Annotated in this window: 20 protein-coding genes; 7 read left to right on the plus strand and 13 right to left on the minus strand. The window is 52.3% G+C overall.

What is annotated here, in order from left to right:
- Window positions 1-270: 270 nt before the first annotated feature.
- The 3 genes from ybiJ to ACIPDS_RS00210 form a co-directional block, all read right to left on the minus strand.
- Window positions 271-531 (minus strand): DUF1471 family protein YbiJ, encoded by a 261-nt coding sequence (gene ybiJ / locus ACIPDS_RS00200; RefSeq protein WP_166514942.1) that lies wholly within the window; start codon window positions 529-531, stop codon window positions 271-273.
- A 457-nt stretch (window positions 532-988) separates the two neighbouring features.
- Window positions 989-1666, minus strand: coding sequence for a PKHD-type hydroxylase YbiX (gene ybiX, locus ACIPDS_RS00205; protein WP_400731860.1), 678 nt, complete (start codon window positions 1664-1666; stop codon window positions 989-991).
- 46 nt (window positions 1667-1712) lie between these two features.
- On the minus strand, window positions 1713-3995 hold the full coding sequence (locus tag ACIPDS_RS00210) for a catecholate siderophore receptor Fiu (RefSeq protein ID WP_400731861.1): 2283 nt from the start codon (window positions 3993-3995) through the stop codon (window positions 1713-1715).
- 424 nt (window positions 3996-4419) lie between these two features.
- On the opposite strand from ACIPDS_RS00210, the gene ACIPDS_RS00215 reads away from it, so the two are divergent.
- Complete coding sequence (locus ACIPDS_RS00215) at window positions 4420-4911, plus strand: REP-associated tyrosine transposase (protein ID WP_400731863.1); 492 nt, start codon at window positions 4420-4422, stop codon at window positions 4909-4911.
- Window positions 4912-5045: 134 nt separating this feature from the next.
- On the opposite strand, the gene ACIPDS_RS00220 is transcribed toward ACIPDS_RS00215, so the two are convergent.
- Window positions 5046-5660 (minus strand): flavin reductase family protein, encoded by a 615-nt coding sequence (locus tag ACIPDS_RS00220; protein WP_400731865.1) that lies wholly within the window; start codon window positions 5658-5660, stop codon window positions 5046-5048.
- Window positions 5661-5756: 96 nt separating this feature from the next.
- On the opposite strand from ACIPDS_RS00220, the gene rlmF reads away from it, so the two are divergent.
- Window positions 5757-6683 carry a 23S rRNA (adenine(1618)-N(6))-methyltransferase RlmF gene (gene rlmF, locus ACIPDS_RS00225; protein ID WP_400731867.1) on the plus strand — a complete coding sequence of 309 codons (927 nt, stop codon included), beginning with the start codon at window positions 5757-5759 and terminating at the stop codon, window positions 6681-6683.
- Between the two features lie 43 nt (window positions 6684-6726).
- Here the strand turns inward: rlmF and glnQ are convergent, their stop codons facing one another.
- The 5 genes from glnQ to rhtA form a co-directional block, all read right to left on the minus strand.
- Window positions 6727-7449, minus strand: a complete 723-nt coding sequence (gene glnQ / locus ACIPDS_RS00230) for a glutamine ABC transporter ATP-binding protein GlnQ (protein WP_166514948.1) — start codon at window positions 7447-7449, stop codon at window positions 6727-6729.
- Complete coding sequence (gene glnP, locus ACIPDS_RS00235) at window positions 7446-8105, minus strand: glutamine ABC transporter permease GlnP (RefSeq protein WP_166514949.1); 660 nt, start codon at window positions 8103-8105, stop codon at window positions 7446-7448. The genes glnQ and glnP overlap by 4 nt, the downstream gene beginning before the upstream one ends.
- Window positions 8106-8215: 110 nt before the next feature.
- Window positions 8216-8962 carry a glutamine ABC transporter substrate-binding protein GlnH gene (gene glnH / locus ACIPDS_RS00240; RefSeq protein ID WP_166514950.1) on the minus strand — a complete coding sequence of 249 codons (747 nt, stop codon included), beginning with the start codon at window positions 8960-8962 and terminating at the stop codon, window positions 8216-8218.
- 362 nt (window positions 8963-9324) lie between these two features.
- A complete protein-coding gene (dps, locus tag ACIPDS_RS00245) occupies window positions 9325-9828 on the minus strand; it encodes a DNA starvation/stationary phase protection protein Dps (protein WP_166514951.1) in 504 nt (167 codons plus the stop codon).
- Window positions 9829-10120: 292 nt separating this feature from the next.
- On the minus strand, window positions 10121-11008 hold the full coding sequence (gene rhtA / locus ACIPDS_RS00250) for a threonine/homoserine exporter RhtA (protein ID WP_166514952.1): 888 nt from the start codon (window positions 11006-11008) through the stop codon (window positions 10121-10123).
- Between the two features lie 353 nt (window positions 11009-11361).
- Here rhtA and ompX point away from each other — a divergent pair, with 353 nt between their 5' ends.
- Window positions 11362-11871, plus strand: a complete 510-nt coding sequence (ompX, locus tag ACIPDS_RS00255) for an outer membrane protein OmpX (protein ID WP_062774960.1) — start codon at window positions 11362-11364, stop codon at window positions 11869-11871.
- Between the two features lie 75 nt (window positions 11872-11946).
- Here ompX and ACIPDS_RS00260 read toward each other — a convergent pair whose 3' ends face one another.
- From ACIPDS_RS00260 to mntS, 3 genes are all read right to left on the minus strand, one after another.
- Window positions 11947-12900, minus strand: coding sequence for a nickel/cobalt transporter (locus tag ACIPDS_RS00260; protein ID WP_400731868.1), 954 nt, complete (start codon window positions 12898-12900; stop codon window positions 11947-11949).
- A 114-nt stretch (window positions 12901-13014) separates the two neighbouring features.
- Window positions 13015-14619 (minus strand): phosphoethanolamine transferase, encoded by a 1605-nt coding sequence (locus ACIPDS_RS00265; protein WP_400731870.1) that lies wholly within the window; start codon window positions 14617-14619, stop codon window positions 13015-13017.
- A gap of 254 nt (window positions 14620-14873) precedes the next feature.
- Entirely contained in the window at window positions 14874-14999 is a 126-nt protein-coding gene (gene mntS / locus ACIPDS_RS00270) for a manganase accumulation protein MntS (RefSeq protein ID WP_166514954.1), read from the minus strand.
- Window positions 15000-15179: 180 nt separating this feature from the next.
- On the opposite strand from mntS, the gene mntR reads away from it, so the two are divergent.
- The 4 genes from mntR (at window position 15180) to ACIPDS_RS00290 (ending at window position 19123) form a co-directional block, all read left to right on the plus strand.
- Window positions 15180-15653, plus strand: coding sequence for a manganese-binding transcriptional regulator MntR (gene mntR / locus ACIPDS_RS00275; protein ID WP_166514955.1), 474 nt, complete (start codon window positions 15180-15182; stop codon window positions 15651-15653).
- Window positions 15650-16762 carry an anion transporter gene (locus ACIPDS_RS00280; protein ID WP_400731871.1) on the plus strand — a complete coding sequence of 371 codons (1113 nt, stop codon included), beginning with the start codon at window positions 15650-15652 and terminating at the stop codon, window positions 16760-16762. The genes mntR and ACIPDS_RS00280 overlap by 4 nt, the downstream gene beginning before the upstream one ends.
- A 252-nt stretch (window positions 16763-17014) precedes the next feature.
- Window positions 17015-18391: a glycoside hydrolase family 1 protein gene (locus tag ACIPDS_RS00285; RefSeq protein ID WP_400731873.1), complete on the plus strand. Its 1377-nt coding sequence runs from the start codon at window positions 17015-17017 to the stop codon at window positions 18389-18391.
- 15 nt (window positions 18392-18406) lie between these two features.
- Window positions 18407-19123, plus strand: coding sequence for a GntR family transcriptional regulator (locus tag ACIPDS_RS00290; protein ID WP_400731875.1), 717 nt, complete (start codon window positions 18407-18409; stop codon window positions 19121-19123).
- Window positions 19124-19248: 125 nt separating this feature from the next.
- Here the strand turns inward: ACIPDS_RS00290 and ldtB are convergent, their stop codons facing one another.
- A complete protein-coding gene (gene ldtB / locus ACIPDS_RS00295) occupies window positions 19249-20169 on the minus strand; it encodes a L,D-transpeptidase (protein WP_400733377.1) in 921 nt (306 codons plus the stop codon).
- Window positions 20170-20188 lie beyond the last annotated feature (19 nt).

Raw genomic sequence — 20188 nt, forward strand, 5'->3', positions numbered from 1 at the left:
GGGTGGGGGGCTTTGGTTGGGCGGGGGGGGGGTTTTTTTTTTTGCTTTTGGCCCTGGCCGGGGGGGGGGGGGGGGGGGGCTAATTTTTTTTTGTATTTTTGGCCCCCCCCCCCCCCCCCCCGCCGCCGGGAACACTCCCACCTCAAATTCCACGCAAAAAAAAGCCCGGCGTGGCGGCCAGGCGAAAAAGGGTATCAACAAGTTCAATGAGGGTTGGAGCATCACCCGTAAGAGGTCAGGCCTACGGGGTATAACAGGGTTAATAACCGATTATTTGTAGATAACCGCAGTACCGCTAACTTTGTTGTAGGTGTTAGCAGAAGTGATGGTGTATCCGGTAGCTCCGGCTGCGGCAGCTTTCTGCGCCAGCTGAGCTTCCATACCATCCAGGGTGCTAGCCCCAACAACGGATACGGTACCCATTTCATTCATGGATTGTGCCTGAGTCGACGTGACCGGTTGGGCAGCGAAAGCACCAAACGACAGAGTAGACAGGGCGATAGCAGCAACAGCATATTTAATATTTTTCATAATCTTTTATCTCGCAGGTGATTCTGTTCGGGGGACGATGTTCTGTCGATGTGATAAGTATCACGTTTTTATTTGATGGAATAAATCGAAGAGAATTGATTACCATAATCAAAAATATTGAATGATTATTAATTTATTGATTATTAATAAAATATTCACACAATGAATATGTTTGGCGACGGTTTAAGCATGTGAGGGCGCGCGAGGGCACAATTTGCCACTTTATTTGTCGAAAAGCATGCTCGTAAAGATAACCAATTGCTCTGTATATGACGGTATGGATTTGTAATAAAAACTGGTTTTAAGCGTCTTAATCAGAATTATAATCTCGCTCTGTGTTGTACCGTAAACTTTTATCTTGCTTCTGTCTACAGCGTAAGATCAGAAGCAGAGACGCCCGGTTCGCCGCTCTCCTGACGTCCATCTTCTTCACATAATTTGAGCTATATTGACGCGATTACACCTCTGACCATTCGCGCAGGAGATTGTGGTAAAGATTCAGTAATGACAGCGCCTCCTGAGATTCACCGTGGCGATTTTTTAAAGACTGAATATTACCGTCGAGCTCAAATAACATCGCACGCCGCTTATCATCGCGGATCATCGATTGGATCCACATAAATGACGCCACGCGCACGCCTCGTGTCACCGGGGTGACGCAGTGCAGGCTGCTGGCGGGATAAAGCACCAAATCCCCTGCCGGAAGCTTCACCGCGTGCTGGCCGAAGGTATCATTGATGGTCAACTCTCCGCCGTCATAGCTCTCGGGCTCGGATAAAAACAGCGTGGCGGACAAATCGGTACGCATCCAGCCGCTTTGTGGATGCTGACGAACAGCTCCGTCGACGTGGAAACCGTATGTTTCCTCTTGCTGATAGCGGTTAAACAGCGGCGTTGATATCGTTTTCGGTAGCGCTGCGGCAAAAAAGAGCGAATGGCGGTTTACCGCTGCCAGCACCTTCGCTTGCAGTGCCGCGTAGCGCTCGGAACGCGTGTCCACCTGCTGATTATTCTTCACTTGCGCACCTTGCGCGCCGACGGTTGCTCTGCCGTCCACCCACTCGGCCTGATTAAGCTCATCAATAAGATAGTTAACCTCCTGCGCGTTAAGCACGCCGGGAATGCGGTACATCATGGGAACTCTCCTTAAAACAGGGGGCTTTCGCCCCCCTGGATAAAACTTAGAAGTGAACGTTAGCCGTTAACGCAAAGGTGCGCGGCTCGCCCGGATGATAGCGATAACCGCTTTTGTTAATGGAAGATACGTAGTCAGTATCGAACAGGTTGTAAACGTTCAACTGAAGGTCAAGCGTACTGTTGACGCGATAGCCCAGCTTCGCGTCGGCAACCCAGTAGCTTTCGCTTGAGGATGGCGTGCCAACGGCGCCATCTTTGCCGCGGTGCATGCTACCGACGTAACGTGCGCCCGCGCCGACAGAGAGGGCATCGGTGGCCTGATACTGGCTCCACAGCGTAAAGGCGTGCTCTGGGGTATACGGCAGGGAAGAGGAACCGTCCTGAGCGGCATTGGCACCCTCACGGATCGTGGCGCGCTGCTGGGTAAAGCCACCAATCACCTGCCAGGCAGGGGTGATATTGCCGGCGACCGACAGTTCATAACCCTCTACGCGTTTCGTGCCGTACTGAGAGTAGGTGCCGTCGTCGTTAGCCTCAACGTCATTTTCAATATCCGTGCGGAAGAGGGCGGCTGACAGCAACAGGCGCTTATCCAGCACTTCCCACTTGCTACCCAGTTCACTGGTTTTCGCCTTCTGCGGTTTAAAGTCGGTACGGTTGGCGCTGCTGCCGGTTCCGCCCGCTGCGAGCGCGAAATTGCTGCCGCCCGGAGGCTGCTGGGAGATGGCGTAGTTGACGTAAATATTGCCGTTTTGCGTCAGGTGATACAGGGCACCTGCTTTCCAGTTGACCAGATTGCCAGACTTAGTGGCATCGACGGTGTTAACCGGTGAGTTTTTGGCCACTCCCGCAGGACACGCCACCGCACCGCGACCGGTGCCGCCGCACAAAGAGGCGCTGTCATACTCGGTGTGATAGCTATCAAGACGAATACCGCCGTTGAGTTCGAAATCCTGGGTAATTTGCAGGGTATCAAAAGCGTAAACGCCGAAGGTATCGGTCTGTCCGTTGGCGTTAGCTCCACTACGTTGCAGGCCGCCCAGTGAGATATTGCTGTTCGGGTGATACAAATTCACCGGTGGCGGAGTAAACGGATAAACGCCGTAGTTGGTCTGCTGTTCGTGAGTAAATTCCACCCCGGTGCTGATGTCGTGGCCGATAGCGCCGGTATAAAACTTCGATGTCAGGTTGGTCTGGTTGGTGAGGATCTTATTGCTGACATCTTTGGTGTTGGTCAGGCGAGACCATGTCCAGCTATTCACGTCGGCAGGATTTGGCCTGCCGATATTGCTTGCGCCACCCATTATCGCCGTCATCAGGTAATCCTGCTTAATTTGCGACCAGCGGGTGGTATTACGGATAGTCGTAGTGTCGTTAAAATCGTGCTCGAAACGCATCGTTGCCGTATCGGTGGTCGAGTCATCGTAATCTGAATTTGTACCGTAGAAATTATGCGTATTCACTTTACCGGAAGAGTTTAGCGCTGAAGTTGCCGCATTAGGCGCAGAGTAGCCAGGCAGCCCCACCGTAGGAATACCGCCGTCCGGCGTATTATTTTGCTTAACATGCAGATAGTTAAGGTACAGCCGGTTCTGCGTGCCGAGACCGAACGCGACGGAAGGGGCAATGCCGTAGCGTTCGTTTTTGACGTTGTCACGACCTTCATCGTGCGTCTTTTCGCCCATCACGTTCAAACGCACGGCGGTGGTATCACCGATAGCTTCATTAAGATCCAGCGTTCCGCGGCGATACCATGCGCTGCCGACGCTGGCAGAGGCGTCGATGCCCGAGTCCAGACGCGGCTGTTTGCTGATCATGTTGATGGAACCGGTCGGCGCGCTGCGGCCATAGTCGGATCCTGACGCCCCTTTAATCACTTCGACCTGTCCCGTGTTGAACGTATCGCGGGTCACGCTACCGATATCGCGCACGCCGTCAACATAGATGCTGTTAGACGTATCCGCGCCGCGCATATAAATGGTATCCCCGGTCGATGAGTTGCCGTTTTCTCCGGCGAAGAAGGCTCCCACGCCCGGCACGTTTTTCAGCGCGTCGGTCAGGTTGGTTGCGCCCTGGTCTTTAATCACCTGTTCGGAAATTACGGTCACGGTACGGGTGGTATCGGCTATCGGGCGGCTGAATTTCGGGTCAGCCGATTTAGCCGGGGCGTATAAAGAGGGCGCCTGCGCTTCAACAACCAATGTGTCGTTTGCGCTCTTGTCCTGGCTTTCTTCCGCCTGAGCGGCGGGGGTTAAGCCAATGCAAAGACCGGTGAAGATGGTCAGAGAACTAAAGCTACTGAACGGGGTAGTGCGATTTTTTTCCATATCAATGAGCGTCTTATAATTTTTTATAACGATGTAAATGATGACAATCGGGGACGTCATGTTCCCTTTGCCACAGCAGGTGCTTTGTTTTTATTAAATGATTTTGATAATGATTTTGATAATCATTATCAAAACGCGTAACTTTTTATCACTCATTTGGGGAAAAATAAATACATAGCTTTACAGTTTCTTCATTTTTTATACATAAAGGTTACATGTTCGGCGGGGGGATTCCGGGCGGCGCTGCGCTTAGCCGGGCTACATCCGCGCAAATTTGTAGCCCGGGCGAGGCATTTATGCCGACCCCGGGGCCGTTCAGTGAAAAGTTTGCGTGGCGCTTTCCAGAAGAGAAACTGATGAATTGCCAGGGCGGGCTTCAGGTAGCAGGTTATTGAAACAAATAGTAGAGACAGGAATTAACGCAATGGTTCACTACCGTCGCCACCATATCCCGGGCGGCAGCTGGTTTTTCACCGTCAACCTGCGCAATCGACGCAGTTTCCTGCTGACGCGTCATCTCTCCGCCTTAAGAAGCGCGATATCTGATGCCCAGCACGTACAGCCGTTTATGATCGATGCCTGGGTGGTGCTCCCCGAGCATATGCACTGTATCTGGACACTGCCGCCGGATGATGGCGATTTTTCACAGCGCTGGCGCAGGATAAAGCGGGGATTTACGCAGGCGCTACAGATGCGCGAAATCTGGCAACCTCGCTTTTGGGAGCATACCCTCCGCGATGAGGTCGATTATCGACGACACGTGGATTATTGCTATTTTAATCCGGTTAAACACGGCTGGGTGAAATCGGTAAATGAATGGCCATTTTCCTCGTTTCATCGGGATGTCAGGCGTGGGTTGTATCCAGCTGATTGGGGTGGGCATGTTGATACAATAGATGTTGGGGAACGGCGTTGAATTTTCGGCGGCTTATACCGCAGCGCGCCGGGATTATGCATCGAGCCACCCCGGAGTCGGCGTGCCGCCTCGTCCGGGCTACCCGGCAGCCATGTAGCCCGGCCAAGCGCAGCGCCGCCGGGGGTTTTGACGGCTTAACGTGCGTCTGGCCGAATCAAATCAAAGCGGTGATTCTCGTCAATCGTGTAATACGCCGAAGGGCCGCCGGCACGCAGAACCGGCTGCGCACGGGCGGTCTGGTAGATGCCGTTCTCCAGCAACGATTCATCAATATGAATGCCGATGACTTCGCCCAGCACCAGCCAGGTATCAATGGCAACGCCCTCCGCACTGGTTAACTGGATGCACTGCGATAACCGGCACTCAAAATTCACCGGGCTTTGCGCCACGCGCGGGGCTTTCACCAGACGGCTCGGAGCGGCAGTAAGCCCGGCGCGGATAAACTCGTCTTCACCATGCGGTAAGGTGGCAGACGTTTCATTCATCGCCACGGCTAAATCGCGGGTAGTCAGATTCCAGACGAACTCTTTGGTGTCGACAATATTTTGCACGCTATCTTTCCAGCCGCTGCTGGCGAAACCGATAATAGGTGGCCGATAGTTAAAGCAGTTAAAAAAGCTATACGGAGCAAGATTGGGTCGCCCTTGTGGATCAACAGAGGCAATCCAACCGATAGGGCGTGGCCCCACAATGGCATTCAACGGGTCATGTGGCAGCCCGTGTCCTTCTGAAGGCTGATAAAAATACATAGCGCACCTGTCATTTAAATTCAGGAAACCAGACTCCCTTATTTACCGCACCGCCGTCAACGGGTATCGTACGCGGCATTACGACAGGAGAAAGTCATGACTACCCAAAAACCGGGGTTGCATCCGCGCAACCGTCACCATAATCGCTACGATCTGACCGCGTTGTGTGAAGCCTGCCCGGCTTTAAGCGATTTTATTACCCTCAACCCGGTTGGCGAGCAAACCATTAATTTTGCTGACCCGCAGGCGGTGAAAACGCTCAATAAAGCCCTGCTGGCACACTTTTACGCCGTTAAAGACTGGGATATTCCCGAAGGATTCCTTTGCCCGCCGGTGCCGGGCCGCGCCGATTATATTCACCATTTGGGTGACCTGCTCAGCGATGACAGCGGCAACGTGGTTAAAGGTGCCAGCATTCTGGATATCGGCGTTGGCGCGAACTGCATCTATCCGCTGATTGGCGCACATGAGTACGGCTGGCGCTTTACCGGCAGCGAAACGCATGCCCAGGCGTTCTCCAGCGCTCAGGCAATCCTTAGCGCCAATCCATCGCTCAATCGGATGATCCGTCTGCGTCGCCAGAAAGATCTCAGCGCGATGTTCAATGGCATTATTCATAAAAACGAGCAGTTCGATGCCACCTTGTGCAACCCACCGTTCCACGACTCTGCTGCCGCCGCGCGTGCCGGTGGTGAGCGTAAGCGTCGTAATCTGGGGCAGGAACGAGATGGCGCGTTGAACTTCGGCGGTCAGCAGCAGGAGCTGTGGTGTGAAGGCGGTGAAGTGGCCTTTATTAAACAGATGATTGCTGAGAGTAAGGATTTTGGTCGTCAGGTGATGTGGTTCACCTCACTGGTTTCAAAAGGCGAAAACCTGCCGCCGCTGTATCGTGCGTTGACCGATGTCGGCGCGGTGAAGGTGGTGAAAAAAGAGATGGCGCAAGGACAGAAGCAGAGCCGCTTTATTGCGTGGTCATTTATGGATGACGAGCAGCGTCGTCGTTTCCTTGCGCGTAAACGCTAAAAGAAAAACGCCGTTTATCCCGACCGGAATAAACGGCGTAGTATTACGAAACGTGCTGCAAGAACTCTTGTAGACGCGGGCTTGGTGGATTCTTCACCAGCTCCTGTGGGTTGCCATCTTCGGCAATACGCCCTTTATCAATAAAGATCAGGCGAGAGGCCACTTTTTCGGCAAAGCCGATTTCGTGCGTTACGATAACCATCGTCATGCCTTCTTCTGCCAGATCCTGCATCACTTTCAGCACCTCATGACGCAGTTCTGGGTCCAGCGCTGAGGTTGGCTCATCAAACAGCATCATTTTTGGCTTCACCGCCAGCGCGCGGGCGATTGCCACACGCTGCTGCTGCCCGCCGGACAGTTCAGAAGGGTAGTGATGCGCGCGCTCAGCCAGGCCGACTTTCGCGAGCAGATCTTTTGCCAGTTTCTCCGCCGCGTCTTTTTTCAGACCGCGCACGCGGATGGGGCCGAACATCACGTTTTCTAGCGCCGTCAGATGCGGGAACAGGTAAAACTGCTGGAATACCATACCGGCTTCCTGACGAATAAGGCGCTCGTCGACTTTCGGGTCGTTAACCTTCAGACCGTCAACGAACAGATCGCCGCTGGTAATATCTTCCAGCTTGTTGATGCAGCGTAGCAGGGTAGATTTGCCAGAGCCTGACGGCCCGATGATCACTACCACTTCACCTTGTTTAATATCGAGATCGATGTTGTGCAGCACCTGGGTTTGGCCAAAGTGCTTAGAAACGTTTTTAAATTCAATCACAGGATTTTCATCCTTCTTTCCAGACGACGCAGAATAAAGCTCAGGACGAGCGTAATGATCAGATAGAAGACGGCCACGGCGCTCCAGATCTCCAGCGCGCGGAAGTTACCGGCGATGATCTCCTGGCCCTGACGGGTCAACTCTGCCACGCCGATGACAATAAACAGCGACGTATCTTTAATACTGATGATCCACTGGTTACCCAACGGCGGCAGCATACGACGCAGCGCCAGCGGCAGAATCACGTGGAGAATGGTTTCGCGACGGGATAGCCCCAGCGCGAGGCCAGCTTCGCGGAAACCTTTATGAATCGACAGCACCGCACCGCGAGTGATCTCCGCAATGTAGGCACCGGAGTTGATCATAATGGTGACGACGGCGGCGGAGAAAGGGTCGATGCGCAGATCGTTAAACGCCATCGGCAGGGCGAAGTAGATAAACATCACCTGTACGACGATTGGCGTTCCGCGAATAACCTCGATAAACACCAGCGCGATATGGTTGGCAATCCAACCGCCGAAAGAGCGGGCGAAACCCGCGATAAGGCCGATGATTAAGCCGCCAATCAGACCGAGGACCGAGATCAACAAGGTCATCTTGGCGCCTTCGATCAGTAGCGGAATGGCAGGCCAGATGGCACTCCAGTCAAACTGCATAATACGTTCCTGTTACCGTGGTGAAAAAATAAATCCCCAGCCGGGGCTGGGGAATCGCCAGCTAGCCGCCGTTGGATGCTCCGCGGGCGGTCATTGGCAGGTCTGACTTATTATTTAGGCTCAGTACCGAACCATTTTTTGTAAATTTCGTTATATGTGCCGTTCTCACGCAGCGTTTTCAGCGCGCCGTTCACTTTCAAGCGAAGTTCGTCGTTGCCTTTAGAGAAGGCAATACCGTATTGCTGCGCTTCCAGAGAATCACCGACCGCTTTGAACTGACCGTTACCGGCAGTTTTGATGAAGTACAGAATGTTTGGCGTATCGTGCAGCACCGCGTCAGCGCGGTTAGTGCCGAGTTCCATGTAGGCGTTATCGATATTCGGGAACTGACGCAGGTCTTTGGTTTTGATATTGGCTTTCGCGTAATCCACGGAACCCGTACCGCCTTTCACCGCCACCACTTTACCGTCCAGATCTTTAACGCTCTTGATATCGTTATTGTTGGCTTTCACCATCACCAGCAGGCCGCTTTTGTAGTAGCCATCAGAGAAGTCGACCGCTTTTTTACGTTCGTCGGTAATGGTAATACCCGCCAGCGCCAGATCGACGTTTTTGGTCTGCAATGCTGGGATGATGCCGCTAAAGTCCATTGGCTTCAGGGTGTAATCCAGCTTCAGTTCTTTCGCAATTGCCGCCCACAGATCAACATCAAAGCCGACATATTGATTACCCTGCTTGAATTCAAACGGAACGAATGCGGTATCCGTTGCGACAACCAGTTGTTTCTCTGCGGCTTGAGAAGAAACGGCAAAAGCCAGGGTGAGTGCAGCCAGTGAAACTTTAAACATTGACTTCATAGCATTTCCTTTTATATCCACGGGGCGATCCCCTGCGAGAACAATCGGCTTATGAAAAAATCGTGCCAACTTCACAATGCATTGTTTCTTAACAAATAATACTTTTCTCAATGCACAATATAGGTCAGATAAATGTTTGTGTGCACCATGTTGGGGCACCAAACTGGTGCGCGAAAAGTGCATTGTTAAGTATGGTGTTTTTTAGCGCAAACACAGGGGGCAAAACAATCTTTTATTAACGATTGTGTGAAGTGACTATTACAAGTTGTTTACTTTGGCGGGAGGTGAGAGCATCTGGCTGCACTTTTATAGTGCAAAGAGGCCCGGCAGAGCTGCCGGGCGGTCATCACAAATAATGATGATTATTCAATGTTGGCTTCAATGAACCACAGGAACTGATCCAAATCGCGGGATGCCGCGGTAAAGATATCAGCCGTATCTTCATCTTTGGCTTCAGAAATGGCTTTACGCACATCGTTAGCGACGACGGCATAACGATCGGCCAGCGCTTTCAGGTGATCCTGGACGTTTGTGATATCCAGCGGATAGCTTTTCAGCGGAGTCTGCGCATTGATAACCTGAGTGGTGCCCAATGCAATACCACCAAGCTGAACGGCACGCTCTGCCATCGTATCCAGATGGTTGGTCAGCGCGGTGCGGAAGCCATCAAGCATCTCATGAACAGCGATAAAGTTAGCGCCACGCATGTTCCAGTGTGCCTGTTTGGTAATCAGCGAGAGATCGATGAACTGAAGAACCTGACGGTTGAGCAACGCAACGGTAGCCTGTTTTTCGCTTTCGGGAACATCGTTACGCGTATAGAGAAGTTGGGCGTTTTTGTTTTTGACCAGTTTTGCAGTACTCATAATCATATTTCCTCTTGATCTGATACACATATAAAAGCAGGTGTATCTGCGTCCTCATGAATTAACGAAAACAAGTATAGCACCGCAGCGGAACGGTATTTTCTGATTCTGCCTATGAGTACGATAGTAACGGCAGATTGACGTGATAAATGTATTTATAAACAGAGGGTTAATGATTTTTTGAGGGCGATGAACTATTTATGAAAATATATTTTTTGATATAAGATAAATAAACATGCAATTTTCATTCGATATTATGCATAGTGGTACGCACTATGCATAATATTATCGCTTAACCTATCTCGACTTTCTGAATTTTCGGTTCCTGACGCATAGTTAGCGTTGAACCCATCGATGCCATGATGATGGCCCCCAGCGCCAGAGTCTGAGTAAAGGTCAGCGTTTCGCCAAGAAAAACCATCCCCGAGAGCGCTGCGAGCGCCGGCTCCATACTCATCAGGGTGCCGAACGTTCGGGTTGGCAGTCGCGTTAAGGCAATCATCTCCAGCGAGTAGGGGAGAGCGGTCGACAGAACCGCAATCGCAAGCCCGACCGGAAGCAGCGACCAGTGCCAAAGTGCCTCTGTGGCCTGAAAGGCGCCCAGTGGGACAAAAACAATGGCGGCAATCAGCGATCCCATCGCCACCGTTGCCGGTCCATGCTCTTCACCTGCGCGACGACCGCTAAGTATATAGACGGCCCAGCCTGCGCCGGCACCTAATGCCAATAGCGCACCGGTTAAATCAACGTGCGCCACATCCTGGCCCAATGGCAGCAGGAACCACAAACCGGTAATCGCCAGAACGACCCAGATGAAATCGACCGGTCGGCGTGAGGAAAACAGCGCGACGGCCAGCGGCCCGGTAAATTCGAGTGCGACCGCAATCCCCAATGGAATACGTTGCAGCGAGAGATAGAACAGATAGTTCATCGCCCCGAGTGACAGCCCATAGAACAATAAAGGTAGGCGTTGTTCTTTAGCGAAGCGCAGTCGCCACGGTTTGAATACCACCACCAGAATCAGCGTGCCCAGTGCCAGACGTAGCGCGGTGACGCCGGGAGCACCAATTAACGGGAACAGTGACTTAGCCAATGATGCGCCGCTCTGAATGGAGATCATCGAAATTAAGATGACGAGTATGGGTAACCATGACGGTAGCTTGCGAGACATGCCTGGCATTGTATTCCTGTCAATTTTTGTCAAAGGAGGTAAAACCGGCAGTGTAATTGAAATAGTGCACGACGGTTGAGGGTTTGTTGAAAAAAAAATGACGGTGAGCGAGTAGAATTTCCTTAGTCGATGGAAAAATCGTCTGAAAAATTAGGAATAGTCTGGAAAATTAAATTTATTTTTTACCGTTTTAGCAACAAAAATGAAGGTAAAAAGATGAGTTTAATCAATGTGGTAGCGACGAATGGAAAATAATTGTTACAACGTTGCTACCCTTAGACATCACTAGTCCCAAAGAGTTTCTTAACATTTTTTGATATATTTGAAACTTAGGACTTATTAGAAGCACATTTGAGGTGGTTATGAAAAAAATTGCATGTCTTTCAGCACTGGCCGCAGTTCTGGCTGTTTCCGCAGGTACTGCAGTAGCTGCAACCTCCACCGTTACCGGTGGTTACGCTCAGAGTGATATGCAGGGCGTCGCTAACAAAGCTGGCGGCTTCAACCTGAAATATCGCTACGAAGCTGACAACAGCCCACTTGGTGTGATCAGCTCCTTCACTTACACCGAAAAAAGTGACACCCAGAACGGCCTGTACACTAAAGGTCAGTACTACGGCATCACTGCTGGTCCTGCTTACCGTCTGAACGACTGGGCAAGCATCTACGGTGTAGTCGGTGTCGGCTACGGCAAAGCACAGGGCAACAACTTCCCTGACAACAACAGCACCAGCGACTACGGCTTCTCTTACGGCGCTGGTCTGCAGTTCAACCCAATCGAAAACGTTGCTCTGGACTTCTCTTACGAGCAGTCTCGCATTCGTAGCGTTGACGTGGGTACCTGGATTGTTGGTGCAGGTTACCGCTTCTAATCACTTCGGTGATAATAAAAGGGGTCTTTATGGCCCCTTTTTTAATGTCTGTTTTAAATCTTGTTCCCGCCGTCTTCAACAACCCGCAGCAATATAATCGCCGTTGGCGCTTATCGGAATCACCGTCACGAACAGCACGATGGCAAAGAGGATAAGCATCACTCCCCCGATGATTTTCACCGCTGGCATCAGCCAATTGTGGCGCGCTACATCGCCAAAAAAGGCGGCCGTTCGCTCACGCGCGTAACGTACTGCGAGTGAAAGCCCCAGAATCGATAGGCCTGTTCCTAGCGCCATGGTCATCACCGCCACCATTCCCCACGTTACCATGCCGAGCGCATTGGCGAACATCAAAATCATAATGGCACCGCTGCAAGGTCGCGCACCAATCGCCAGAATAACGCCAAGACGCGTCTTCCAGTCGCTTTTCGCCATCGTCATTCCCACGCCGTGATGCCCGCAGCCACACTGCGCATTGTGCGTATGGAGAGGTTTAAGTGACGAGATTACGGGTCTGCGCGGTCGCAGATTGTGATACGCCTGATAGATAATAAATACGCCGAATAAGCCAATCATTATGGCGCTGATTTTTTCTATCCACCAGCGGCTGACGCTAAGATCGCCGGAAGCCAGATTGAGGCCGATGGCGAGAATAAACACGAACGCAATCGCACTCACGCCCTGCATCATGCTGCCGATAAAAGGCACCGCGCGGGCAGCAAACAGGCTTTCTTTATTGGTGCTGAGGTAGGTGGTAACGATAAATTTGCCGTGCCCAGGCCCGATAGCGTGCAACACGCCATATAAAAATGCGCCGCCAAGCAACCATACACCACCGCTGTACTGATGATTGTGTATCTCAAGCAGATACATCACCAGATAGCGATGCAGGGTAATCTGTGTCGCCAGACACCACTGAATAAAAGCACTCCAGTGCAGGTGCAAATTGAAGGCGGCAGTCAGTATCAGGAGGGTCACCAACCCAGCAACCGGGAGGCGCCAGTCGGTCGTGAGGCGTTGCACTATCATCGTGTGACCTACATTAGGGGCATGAGGACAGTATAGTAATGCAACGTTAAGAGATTGTGCTATCCGTTAACCTGCACAAGATGTTAACGGATAGCGCAAGAGCGGGCGTGGGATTTAGCTTTTAGGATCAAAGAGATCCGTTTTCAGCGTGTCGTAATCAACTTTTTGTAAGCGGAAGTTGGTAATAAAGATTTTTCCAGCTTTTTGCTTTGAGACAAAACGATACTTCGGCACGATCTCTTTGGTTTGAATACCGGTCCACTGAGAGAAGAAGCTCAGGAAATCGTTGGCCGAACGGCGCGCCTTAATGATGTTGTGCGTTTTATCATCGCTTGAGAGCACCATAAACGGCACCTGGAAATTCTGCTGATACTTATCATCGTGCGCCAGATACTGCACCGCCTTCCCGCGCTCTTTAAAGGCCAGGCCGTGGTCAGAGAAATAGACTAACGAGAAGCTATCGGTATTACTGCGTAGCTGAGTGTAAAGCTGGCTTAACAGGTTGTCGGTTTGCGTCATGGTATAGAGATAGCACGAGGTCTCTTTGGACTGCACAAAGTGCTCATACTTACCCTGAGTGCGATCGCAAGCCTGCGGATGCGAACCCATCAGGTGCAGCACAATCAACTGCGGCTGGCTCCGCTGGGTGGCAAGAACCTGGGCAGTCATTTTCAGCAGCGCCTCGTCGCGGGTATTTTTATCCGCTTCAAAATCGCCGTTTTTGAGAAACTGCACTTCATCGGCTCGTTTGGCAATACTGGCGATGGCGGTATCGTACTCACCAATCTGCCCCTGGTTTGAGAACCACCAGGTCTGGAAGCCTGCGCGGTTGGCAAGGGTAACAAAGTTATCCTGGTACTGCGGCTTGCCATCCACCACCCGATTTAAGGTCAGCCCCAGCGATTTTTGCGTCGAACCGCTGGCGGCAATGTAGTTGGTAAACAGATTTCCGTTAACAGAACTGGCAAACGGCGTGTTGTCCCAGTGTCCGCCAAAAGCGCCCAGCGCATCACGCCGCGCGCTTTCACCAATCACCACCACATAGGTGTGATATTTCGGCTTAACGGCCACCACATTCCATGTATCTTTCACACCGGAAAGCGCGGCCATCCGCTGCTGTTCGTCGATCACTTCGCGATTATTAACAATAATGTCTTTCACAAAGCGAAAGGCCGGATAGCCGGTATCTTTGAGTTTGAACACGCCGCCATAAAGCTGGTTTTGAATCGGCTGAACAAAGAACACGCCAATACTAAACAGCAGGCACAGGGTTTCCACCAGTCGCCAGCGCGGCTTTTCTACCGCCTTACGACGAACGGCAATGACGCCAAGCGCAAAGATAAACAGACCGACCAGATAGCTGTACCACGGGAAAATGGTGAAGATTTCCGTCGACTCTTCCATGTTGGTCGAGTGCATCGCCAGCAAGGTATTAAAATTGGGTGCGCCGTAGGCCTGGCTGAAAGGGAAGTAGAGCGCGGCAACCAGTGAGTACGCCCCTAAAACGATCTTTTGTACTTTGGGCGCGGTGCGCCACAGCAAATGCAGGACACAGGCAAATGCGACGGCATACATCAAATCCCAGGCATAGCCAGATAGCTGCGTAAATGAATAGCCCAGCGACAGGTTAATCAGCAGTGATTGTAAAAAATAAAGTCCTGGCCACGGGCTAAAGGCAAGCACACGCGCGGAGAGGGAGTCTTTCACGGTTAGATTCATAAATCGCAACTATCAAAACGCCATGTGCGTCCCCTGGCGTCAAAGGTTCTTTAGTGGCCAGACCGTGCATAAAGAGGGGATGCAAAGGACAAGGCTGCAAGAAGATAAAGCCAGCTTATAACGCGGTCAACTACTGATAGTGAATTGTTTTGGGATGGCGCTTACAAAACCAGAAAATAACCGGGGTTTTTAGGTCAAACGGGTAGGATGTCAGCGAAATGTGACAAGGAGATGATGCGGCGTCGCGACGCCGCTTAGCGAGACGGTTTGTCCTGTTGTGGTTTGTCGTTGAAGAGATCGCACAGCATTTCGATCAACATCAAACGGACTTTAAAGGGAGAGTGGCTAAACACGCTGATACACCTCTTGAATTCGTTCATGGTTCCTCCTGCTTCCAGCTCGTCAATCCGTGATGAGCGTTCGTATTACATACAGATATAGCACAGGCTATATTTTATAGCTATGGCTAAAACGTTAATTTTTTGTGCTCGGGTCACAATCCATTACAATGGGCTCACTTGATATGACGCGTTAAGGCGTCACACAGATGAGGAAGTTCTATGGGTCGTCGCGCAGGTACGCCAATAACGAAAAAAGTGACGCAGCTGGTAAATGTTGAAGAGCACGTTGAAGGGTTCCGTCAGGTTCGTGAAGCGCATCGTCGGGAGCTGATTGACGACTACGTTGAGCTGATTTCAGATTTGATCCGCGAAGTGGGAGAAGCGCGTCAGGTGGATATGGCCGCCCGCCTTGGCGTATCGCAGCCGACCGTGGCCAAAATGCTCAAGCGGCTGGCGGGCGTTGGCCTGATTGAGCAGATCCCGTGGCGCGGCGTGTTTCTTACCCCGGAAGGGGAAAAGCTGGCGCAAGAAAGCCGGGAACGCCATCAGGTGGTGGAGAACTTCCTGCTGGTGCTGGGGATCAGCGCCGAGACTGCCCGCCGCGATGCGGAAGGTATTGAACATCATGTTAGCGAGGAGACGCTGGACATGTTCCGCCAGTTTACCGACAAGCACGGGCACAGCGCTGAATGAGTGTTCCTTTTATCCGGTCGCTGATGCGCGACCGTTTCCTGCACTTGCTGATTATCATCGGCATCCTGTTGAGCTTTTTTGTCCCCTTTAAGCCCGCACATTGGCCCGCCGTTATTGACTGGCACACCATTATTACCTTGAGCGGCCTGATGCTGTTGACCAAGGGCGTTGAGCAGAGCGGCTATTTCGATGTCCTGGGGCGTAAAATGGCGCGCCGCTTTGCGACCGAACGTCAGCTGGCGCTGTTTATGGTGCTGGCTGCGGCGCTGCTGTCGACGTTTCTGACCAACGATGTGGCGCTGTTTATCATCGTGCCGCTGACCCTGACGCTAAAAAAATGGTGTGCGCTGCCGATTAATCGGATGATCATCTTCGAGGCGTTGGCGGTGAACGCCGGGTCGCTGTTAACGCCAATCGGTAATCCGCAAAATATCCTGCTGTGGGGGCGTTCTGGGCTGACGTTTCCGGCCTTCACGCTGCAAATGCTGCCGCTAGCGTTGGCGATGATGGCCACGCTGCTGGTGCTGTGCTGGTTCTGTTTCCCGGCGAAAAAGCTCGCGTTTCAAAGCAGCGACCGTACCCCCTCATGGCAGCCTCTGCTGGTATGGAGCTGTCTGGCGTTTTATCTGATTTTCCTCGCGGCGCTGGAGATGCAGCAGGCGCTATGGGGGCTGGTTATCGTCGCGGTGGGATTCTTAGCGTTGGCCCGGCGAGTGGTATTCAGCGTCGACTGGACGCTGTTGCTGGTGTTTATGGCGATGTTCATCGATGTGTATTTGCTGACTGAACTCCCGGTGCTCCAGCAGTCGCTGGCAGGGGTGAACGGATTGTCACAAGGTCAGCTGTGGCTGACGGCGATTGGCCTGTCGCAGGTTATCAGCAACGTGCCATCGACCATCCTGTTGCTCAACTATGTCCCGTCGTCAATGCTGCTGGCATGGGCGGTGAACGTGGGTGGGTTTGGCCTGCTGCCCGGCTCGCTGGCAAACCTGATTGCGCTGCGCATGGCGGCTGACCGACGCATCTGGTGGCGCTTCCATCTTTACTCTATCCCGATGCTGCTGTGGGCGGCGGCAGTTGGGTATGGATTGCTTTTACTTTTCCGCTGATCTTCCCCGGAGTCGCTGGCGCTCGTCCGGGCTACAATCGTGGTTGTAGGCCGGATAGGTAACGCCGCCATCCGGCAATCCGCACCGCTGTGCCTGATGGCCCCATCTTTCATGCCCCGGACGAGCGCCAGCGACGCCGGGAAAACCCTCACCGACTCACAAAAATCGCACCTCCTGCTTGCGCATTTTTTCATCTTCCGGCTATATGACTAGTCATTAAGTTTAAATGACTAGTCATATAGGAGCCGTACCATGAAATCATCACTGCCCGCCAATTTCCTGTGGGGAAACTCTGTCTCCAGCATGCAAACAGAAGGTGCCTGGAATGAAGGTGGTAAAGGCATGTCGGTCTACGATATCCGCGAGCCGAAGGAGTTTGCATCCGACTGGAAGGTGGCGACCGACTCCTATCATCGTTTTGAAGAAGATTTTGATTTAATGAAAGACTTGGGCATGAACTGCTACCGTTTCCAGATTGCCTGGAGCCGCGTTTGCCCAACCGGCGACGGTGAATTCAATGAAGAAGGTATCGCTTTCTACGACCGTTTTATCAGCGGGCTGCTTGAGCGCGGCATTGAACCGATGATCTGCCTTTACCATTTCGACATGCCGCTGGCGCTTGCCGAAAAATATAACGGCTTTACCGACCGCCGCGTGCTGGACGCCTTTGTTCGCTACGGTAAAAAAATGATCGACTGCTTCGGCGACCGTGTCACCTGGTGGCTGACCTTTAACGAGCAAAACCTGTACCACATGCCGGAAGCCTTCCTGATTTCCGGCTATATGCGTGGCGATAAAACGTTGCGCGAGCTGTATCAGATTCAGCATCACGTGATGATGGCGCACGCGCACCTGACCAATTACCTGCACGAGACTAAACCGGGCAAACTGATGGGCGGTATGCTGGCGCACGCGCAGGTATATCCCGCCACCTGCAAACCGCGCGACGTTTTCTGCGCTCAGCAGCTCGATGAGTTCTTTAACCAGAACCTGTTGCGTGCTTTCGCAGGCGAGGGGTACAGCCCGGAAGTGATGCATTTTGTCGATAAAGCGGGTTTACGCGATATTTACCCTGACGACGATCTGGCGGTGCTGGCAACCATGAAGAATGACTACATGGCCTTTAGCTATTACGCCAGCCGCACGCTGGATAGCGACCCTATCCCGCAAGATACGCCGGTTAACAACTACATGCTGTTCGGCGACAAACCGAATCCACACCTGAAAGCCACCGAATGGAACTGGCAGATAGACCCGCTCGGTTTTCGCAGTATCATTACCCGCTACTACAACGATTGGCGTTTGCCTGTGTTCCCGATTGAAAACGGTATCGGCGTGATTGAGTCGTGGGATGGTGAAAACCAGATTGCTGATGATTACCGCATTGCTTACCACCGCGATCATATCAACGCCATGAAAGAGGCGATGTTTGAAGACGGCGCGCAGGTTATTGGCTACCTGGGCTGGGGGCTGATTGATATTCTTAGCTCGCAGGGTGATATGCGTAAGCGTTACGGCGTGGTCTACGTCAACCGCGAAAACCATGATTTAAAAGATTTAGCGCGCGTACCGAAAAAAAGTTATGCATGGCTGAAAAAAGTCATCCACAGTAACGGCGAAGAGATGTAACCACAGGAGCGGGTGATGGCAGCGAAGTATCTCGCGATAGCGCGGGAAATTAAAAAACGGATCATAAGTCGGCAATATCCCGCTTCTGAGCCATTACCCGACCAGCATGCGCTGGCGGCAGAATTTGGCACCAGCCGCATGACGATTCAGCAGGCGATGCGGCAGTTGATTGTGGAAGGGCTAATCTACACCCGGCAAGGGCAGGGGACGTTTGTGCGTAAAAACTTCCTCCAGCTTTCGCAGTGGGACATTCATGGCAGCGATTATTCGGGCGCGACGGAGACCTGGGGACACCTCGGCAAAGTGGCAAGCCAGGTGATTCGCTTCGAGCTGCGTTTCCCCTCGGAAAAGGAGCAAAGCTCGTTGCTGATTGATGCCGATGCCCCCGTCTATGATTTTGTGCGTCTACGGATGCTAAACGGTGAGCCGCTCTCATTGGATATTACCGTTATGCCCGTCTCATTGGTGCCGGGACTCAGTAAAGGGCATCTGGAAGATTCAGTGTTTCAGTATGTCCAGGAAAAGCTCGGGCTGAAAATGATGGGATCGTACCGTGTCGTTCGGGCAATAAAGCCGACGACGCTTGATAAAGAGCACCTTCACTGCGAGTCGGGCGACCCGATTCTGGAAGTTGAGCAGGTTATTTATCTGGATGACGGCACGCCGCTGGAGTACGCGCACTGCCACTATCGTTACGATCACGGCGGCATTGTTATCGTAAATAACGGATAGAAAAATGGCGGGTGATTAACCCGCCATTTTTTTGTCACTCCGGTGTCGCAGCGCTCGGCCGGATTGCCGGATGTAGGCCGGATAAGGCTTCAGCCGCCATCCGGCAATCCGCATCGGATGCTCTATCAGTTCAGACGAATCGGCATACCGGAGCGATTTTTCACCGCCTGATCGACAACGCTCTGATCAACATCAGACTGGCTGGTGACAGCCTGCACCGCTTTGGTCAGCGTAATCGGCACGACTTCACCTTCTTCGAACTGTGCTTCAGTGGTCGACAGCGGGTTGTGAACTTCAATGAAGCGGCTGCCGTCTGGCTCAGTGGTGGCCTTCACGGGCTCATCAATAAACTGCACACGAGTACCTACCGGCACGTTCTGGAACAGGAATTTGATGTCTTCGTTACGCAGACGCACGCAACCGTGGCTCACGCGCAGACCAATACCGAAGTTGGCGTTAGTCCCGTGAATAGCGTACAGACGACCGATATACAGCGCGTACAGGCCCATAGGGTTGTCAGGACCGGCAGGTACCACGGCTGGCAGCGGTTCGCCGGCGGCTTGGTATTCTGCGTGCATTTTCGCCGTAGGTGTCCAGGTTGGACCGGCTTTTTTGCGCTCTACCTTGGTCGTCCAGTTGATAGGCGTGTCTTTACCCAACTGGCCAATACCGATTGGCAGCACGATAACGGTGTTGGTGCCTTTCGGGTAGTAGTACAGACGCATTTCTGCGCTGTTGATAACAATCCCTTCATGCACGGTATCCGGCAGGATCAGCTGCTGAGGAATGTTCAGCACCGTACCGCCTTTTGGCAAGAAGGTATCCACGCCAGGGTTCGCTTCCAGCATGTTAGACAAGCCCATTTGATACTGGGCCGCGAAGTATTCCAGCGGTTGCTTATTGTTATCAGGAATAGTGATAACCTGGTTCTCACCGACAATACGGCTGCCGTTGGTCGGCAGCGGGTACGTGACCGCAGATGCCGAATTACAGAAGCCCACGACAGCAAGCGCCGCAGCGAAAAGCGTTGTTAATTTAATGTTCATGTTGTGCGAGGTATCAGTG

Source organism: Kluyvera sp. NPDC087067, from assembly GCF_044745165.1.
Taxonomy (GTDB): Bacteria; Pseudomonadota; Gammaproteobacteria; order Enterobacterales; family Enterobacteriaceae; genus Kluyvera.

What these genes read in the sequence shown, in the direction of transcription:
- ybiJ (WP_166514942.1), bottom strand. Translation starts at nt 531, where the DNA reads ATGAAAAATATTAAATATGCTGTTGCTGCTATCGCCCTGTCTACTCTG.
- ybiX (WP_400731860.1), bottom strand. Translation starts at nt 1,666, where the DNA reads ATGATGTACCGCATTCCCGGCGTGCTTAACGCGCAGGAGGTTAACTAT.
- ACIPDS_RS00210 (WP_400731861.1), bottom strand. Translation starts at nt 3,995, where the DNA reads ATGGAAAAAAATCGCACTACCCCGTTCAGTAGCTTTAGTTCTCTGACC.
- ACIPDS_RS00215 (WP_400731863.1), top strand. Translation starts at nt 4,420, where the DNA reads ATGGTTCACTACCGTCGCCACCATATCCCGGGCGGCAGCTGGTTTTTC.
- ACIPDS_RS00220 (WP_400731865.1), bottom strand. Translation starts at nt 5,660, where the DNA reads ATGTATTTTTATCAGCCTTCAGAAGGACACGGGCTGCCACATGACCCG.
- rlmF (WP_400731867.1), top strand. Translation starts at nt 5,757, where the DNA reads ATGACTACCCAAAAACCGGGGTTGCATCCGCGCAACCGTCACCATAAT.
- glnP (WP_166514949.1), bottom strand. Translation starts at nt 8,105, where the DNA reads ATGCAGTTTGACTGGAGTGCCATCTGGCCTGCCATTCCGCTACTGATC.
- glnH (WP_166514950.1), bottom strand. Translation starts at nt 8,962, where the DNA reads ATGAAGTCAATGTTTAAAGTTTCACTGGCTGCACTCACCCTGGCTTTT.
- dps (WP_166514951.1), bottom strand. Translation starts at nt 9,828, where the DNA reads ATGAGTACTGCAAAACTGGTCAAAAACAAAAACGCCCAACTTCTCTAT.
- rhtA (WP_166514952.1), bottom strand. Translation starts at nt 11,008, where the DNA reads ATGCCAGGCATGTCTCGCAAGCTACCGTCATGGTTACCCATACTCGTC.
- ompX (WP_062774960.1), top strand. Translation starts at nt 11,362, where the DNA reads ATGAAAAAAATTGCATGTCTTTCAGCACTGGCCGCAGTTCTGGCTGTT.
- ACIPDS_RS00260 (WP_400731868.1), bottom strand. Translation starts at nt 12,900, where the DNA reads ATGATAGTGCAACGCCTCACGACCGACTGGCGCCTCCCGGTTGCTGGG.
- ACIPDS_RS00265 (WP_400731870.1), bottom strand. Translation starts at nt 14,619, where the DNA reads ATGAATCTAACCGTGAAAGACTCCCTCTCCGCGCGTGTGCTTGCCTTT.
- mntS (WP_166514954.1), bottom strand. Translation starts at nt 14,999, where the DNA reads ATGAACGAATTCAAGAGGTGTATCAGCGTGTTTAGCCACTCTCCCTTT.
- mntR (WP_166514955.1), top strand. Translation starts at nt 15,180, where the DNA reads ATGGGTCGTCGCGCAGGTACGCCAATAACGAAAAAAGTGACGCAGCTG.
- ACIPDS_RS00280 (WP_400731871.1), top strand. Translation starts at nt 15,650, where the DNA reads ATGAGTGTTCCTTTTATCCGGTCGCTGATGCGCGACCGTTTCCTGCAC.
- ACIPDS_RS00285 (WP_400731873.1), top strand. Translation starts at nt 17,015, where the DNA reads ATGAAATCATCACTGCCCGCCAATTTCCTGTGGGGAAACTCTGTCTCC.
- ACIPDS_RS00290 (WP_400731875.1), top strand. Translation starts at nt 18,407, where the DNA reads ATGGCAGCGAAGTATCTCGCGATAGCGCGGGAAATTAAAAAACGGATC.
- ldtB (WP_400733377.1), bottom strand. Translation starts at nt 20,169, where the DNA reads ATGAACATTAAATTAACAACGCTTTTCGCTGCGGCGCTTGCTGTCGTG.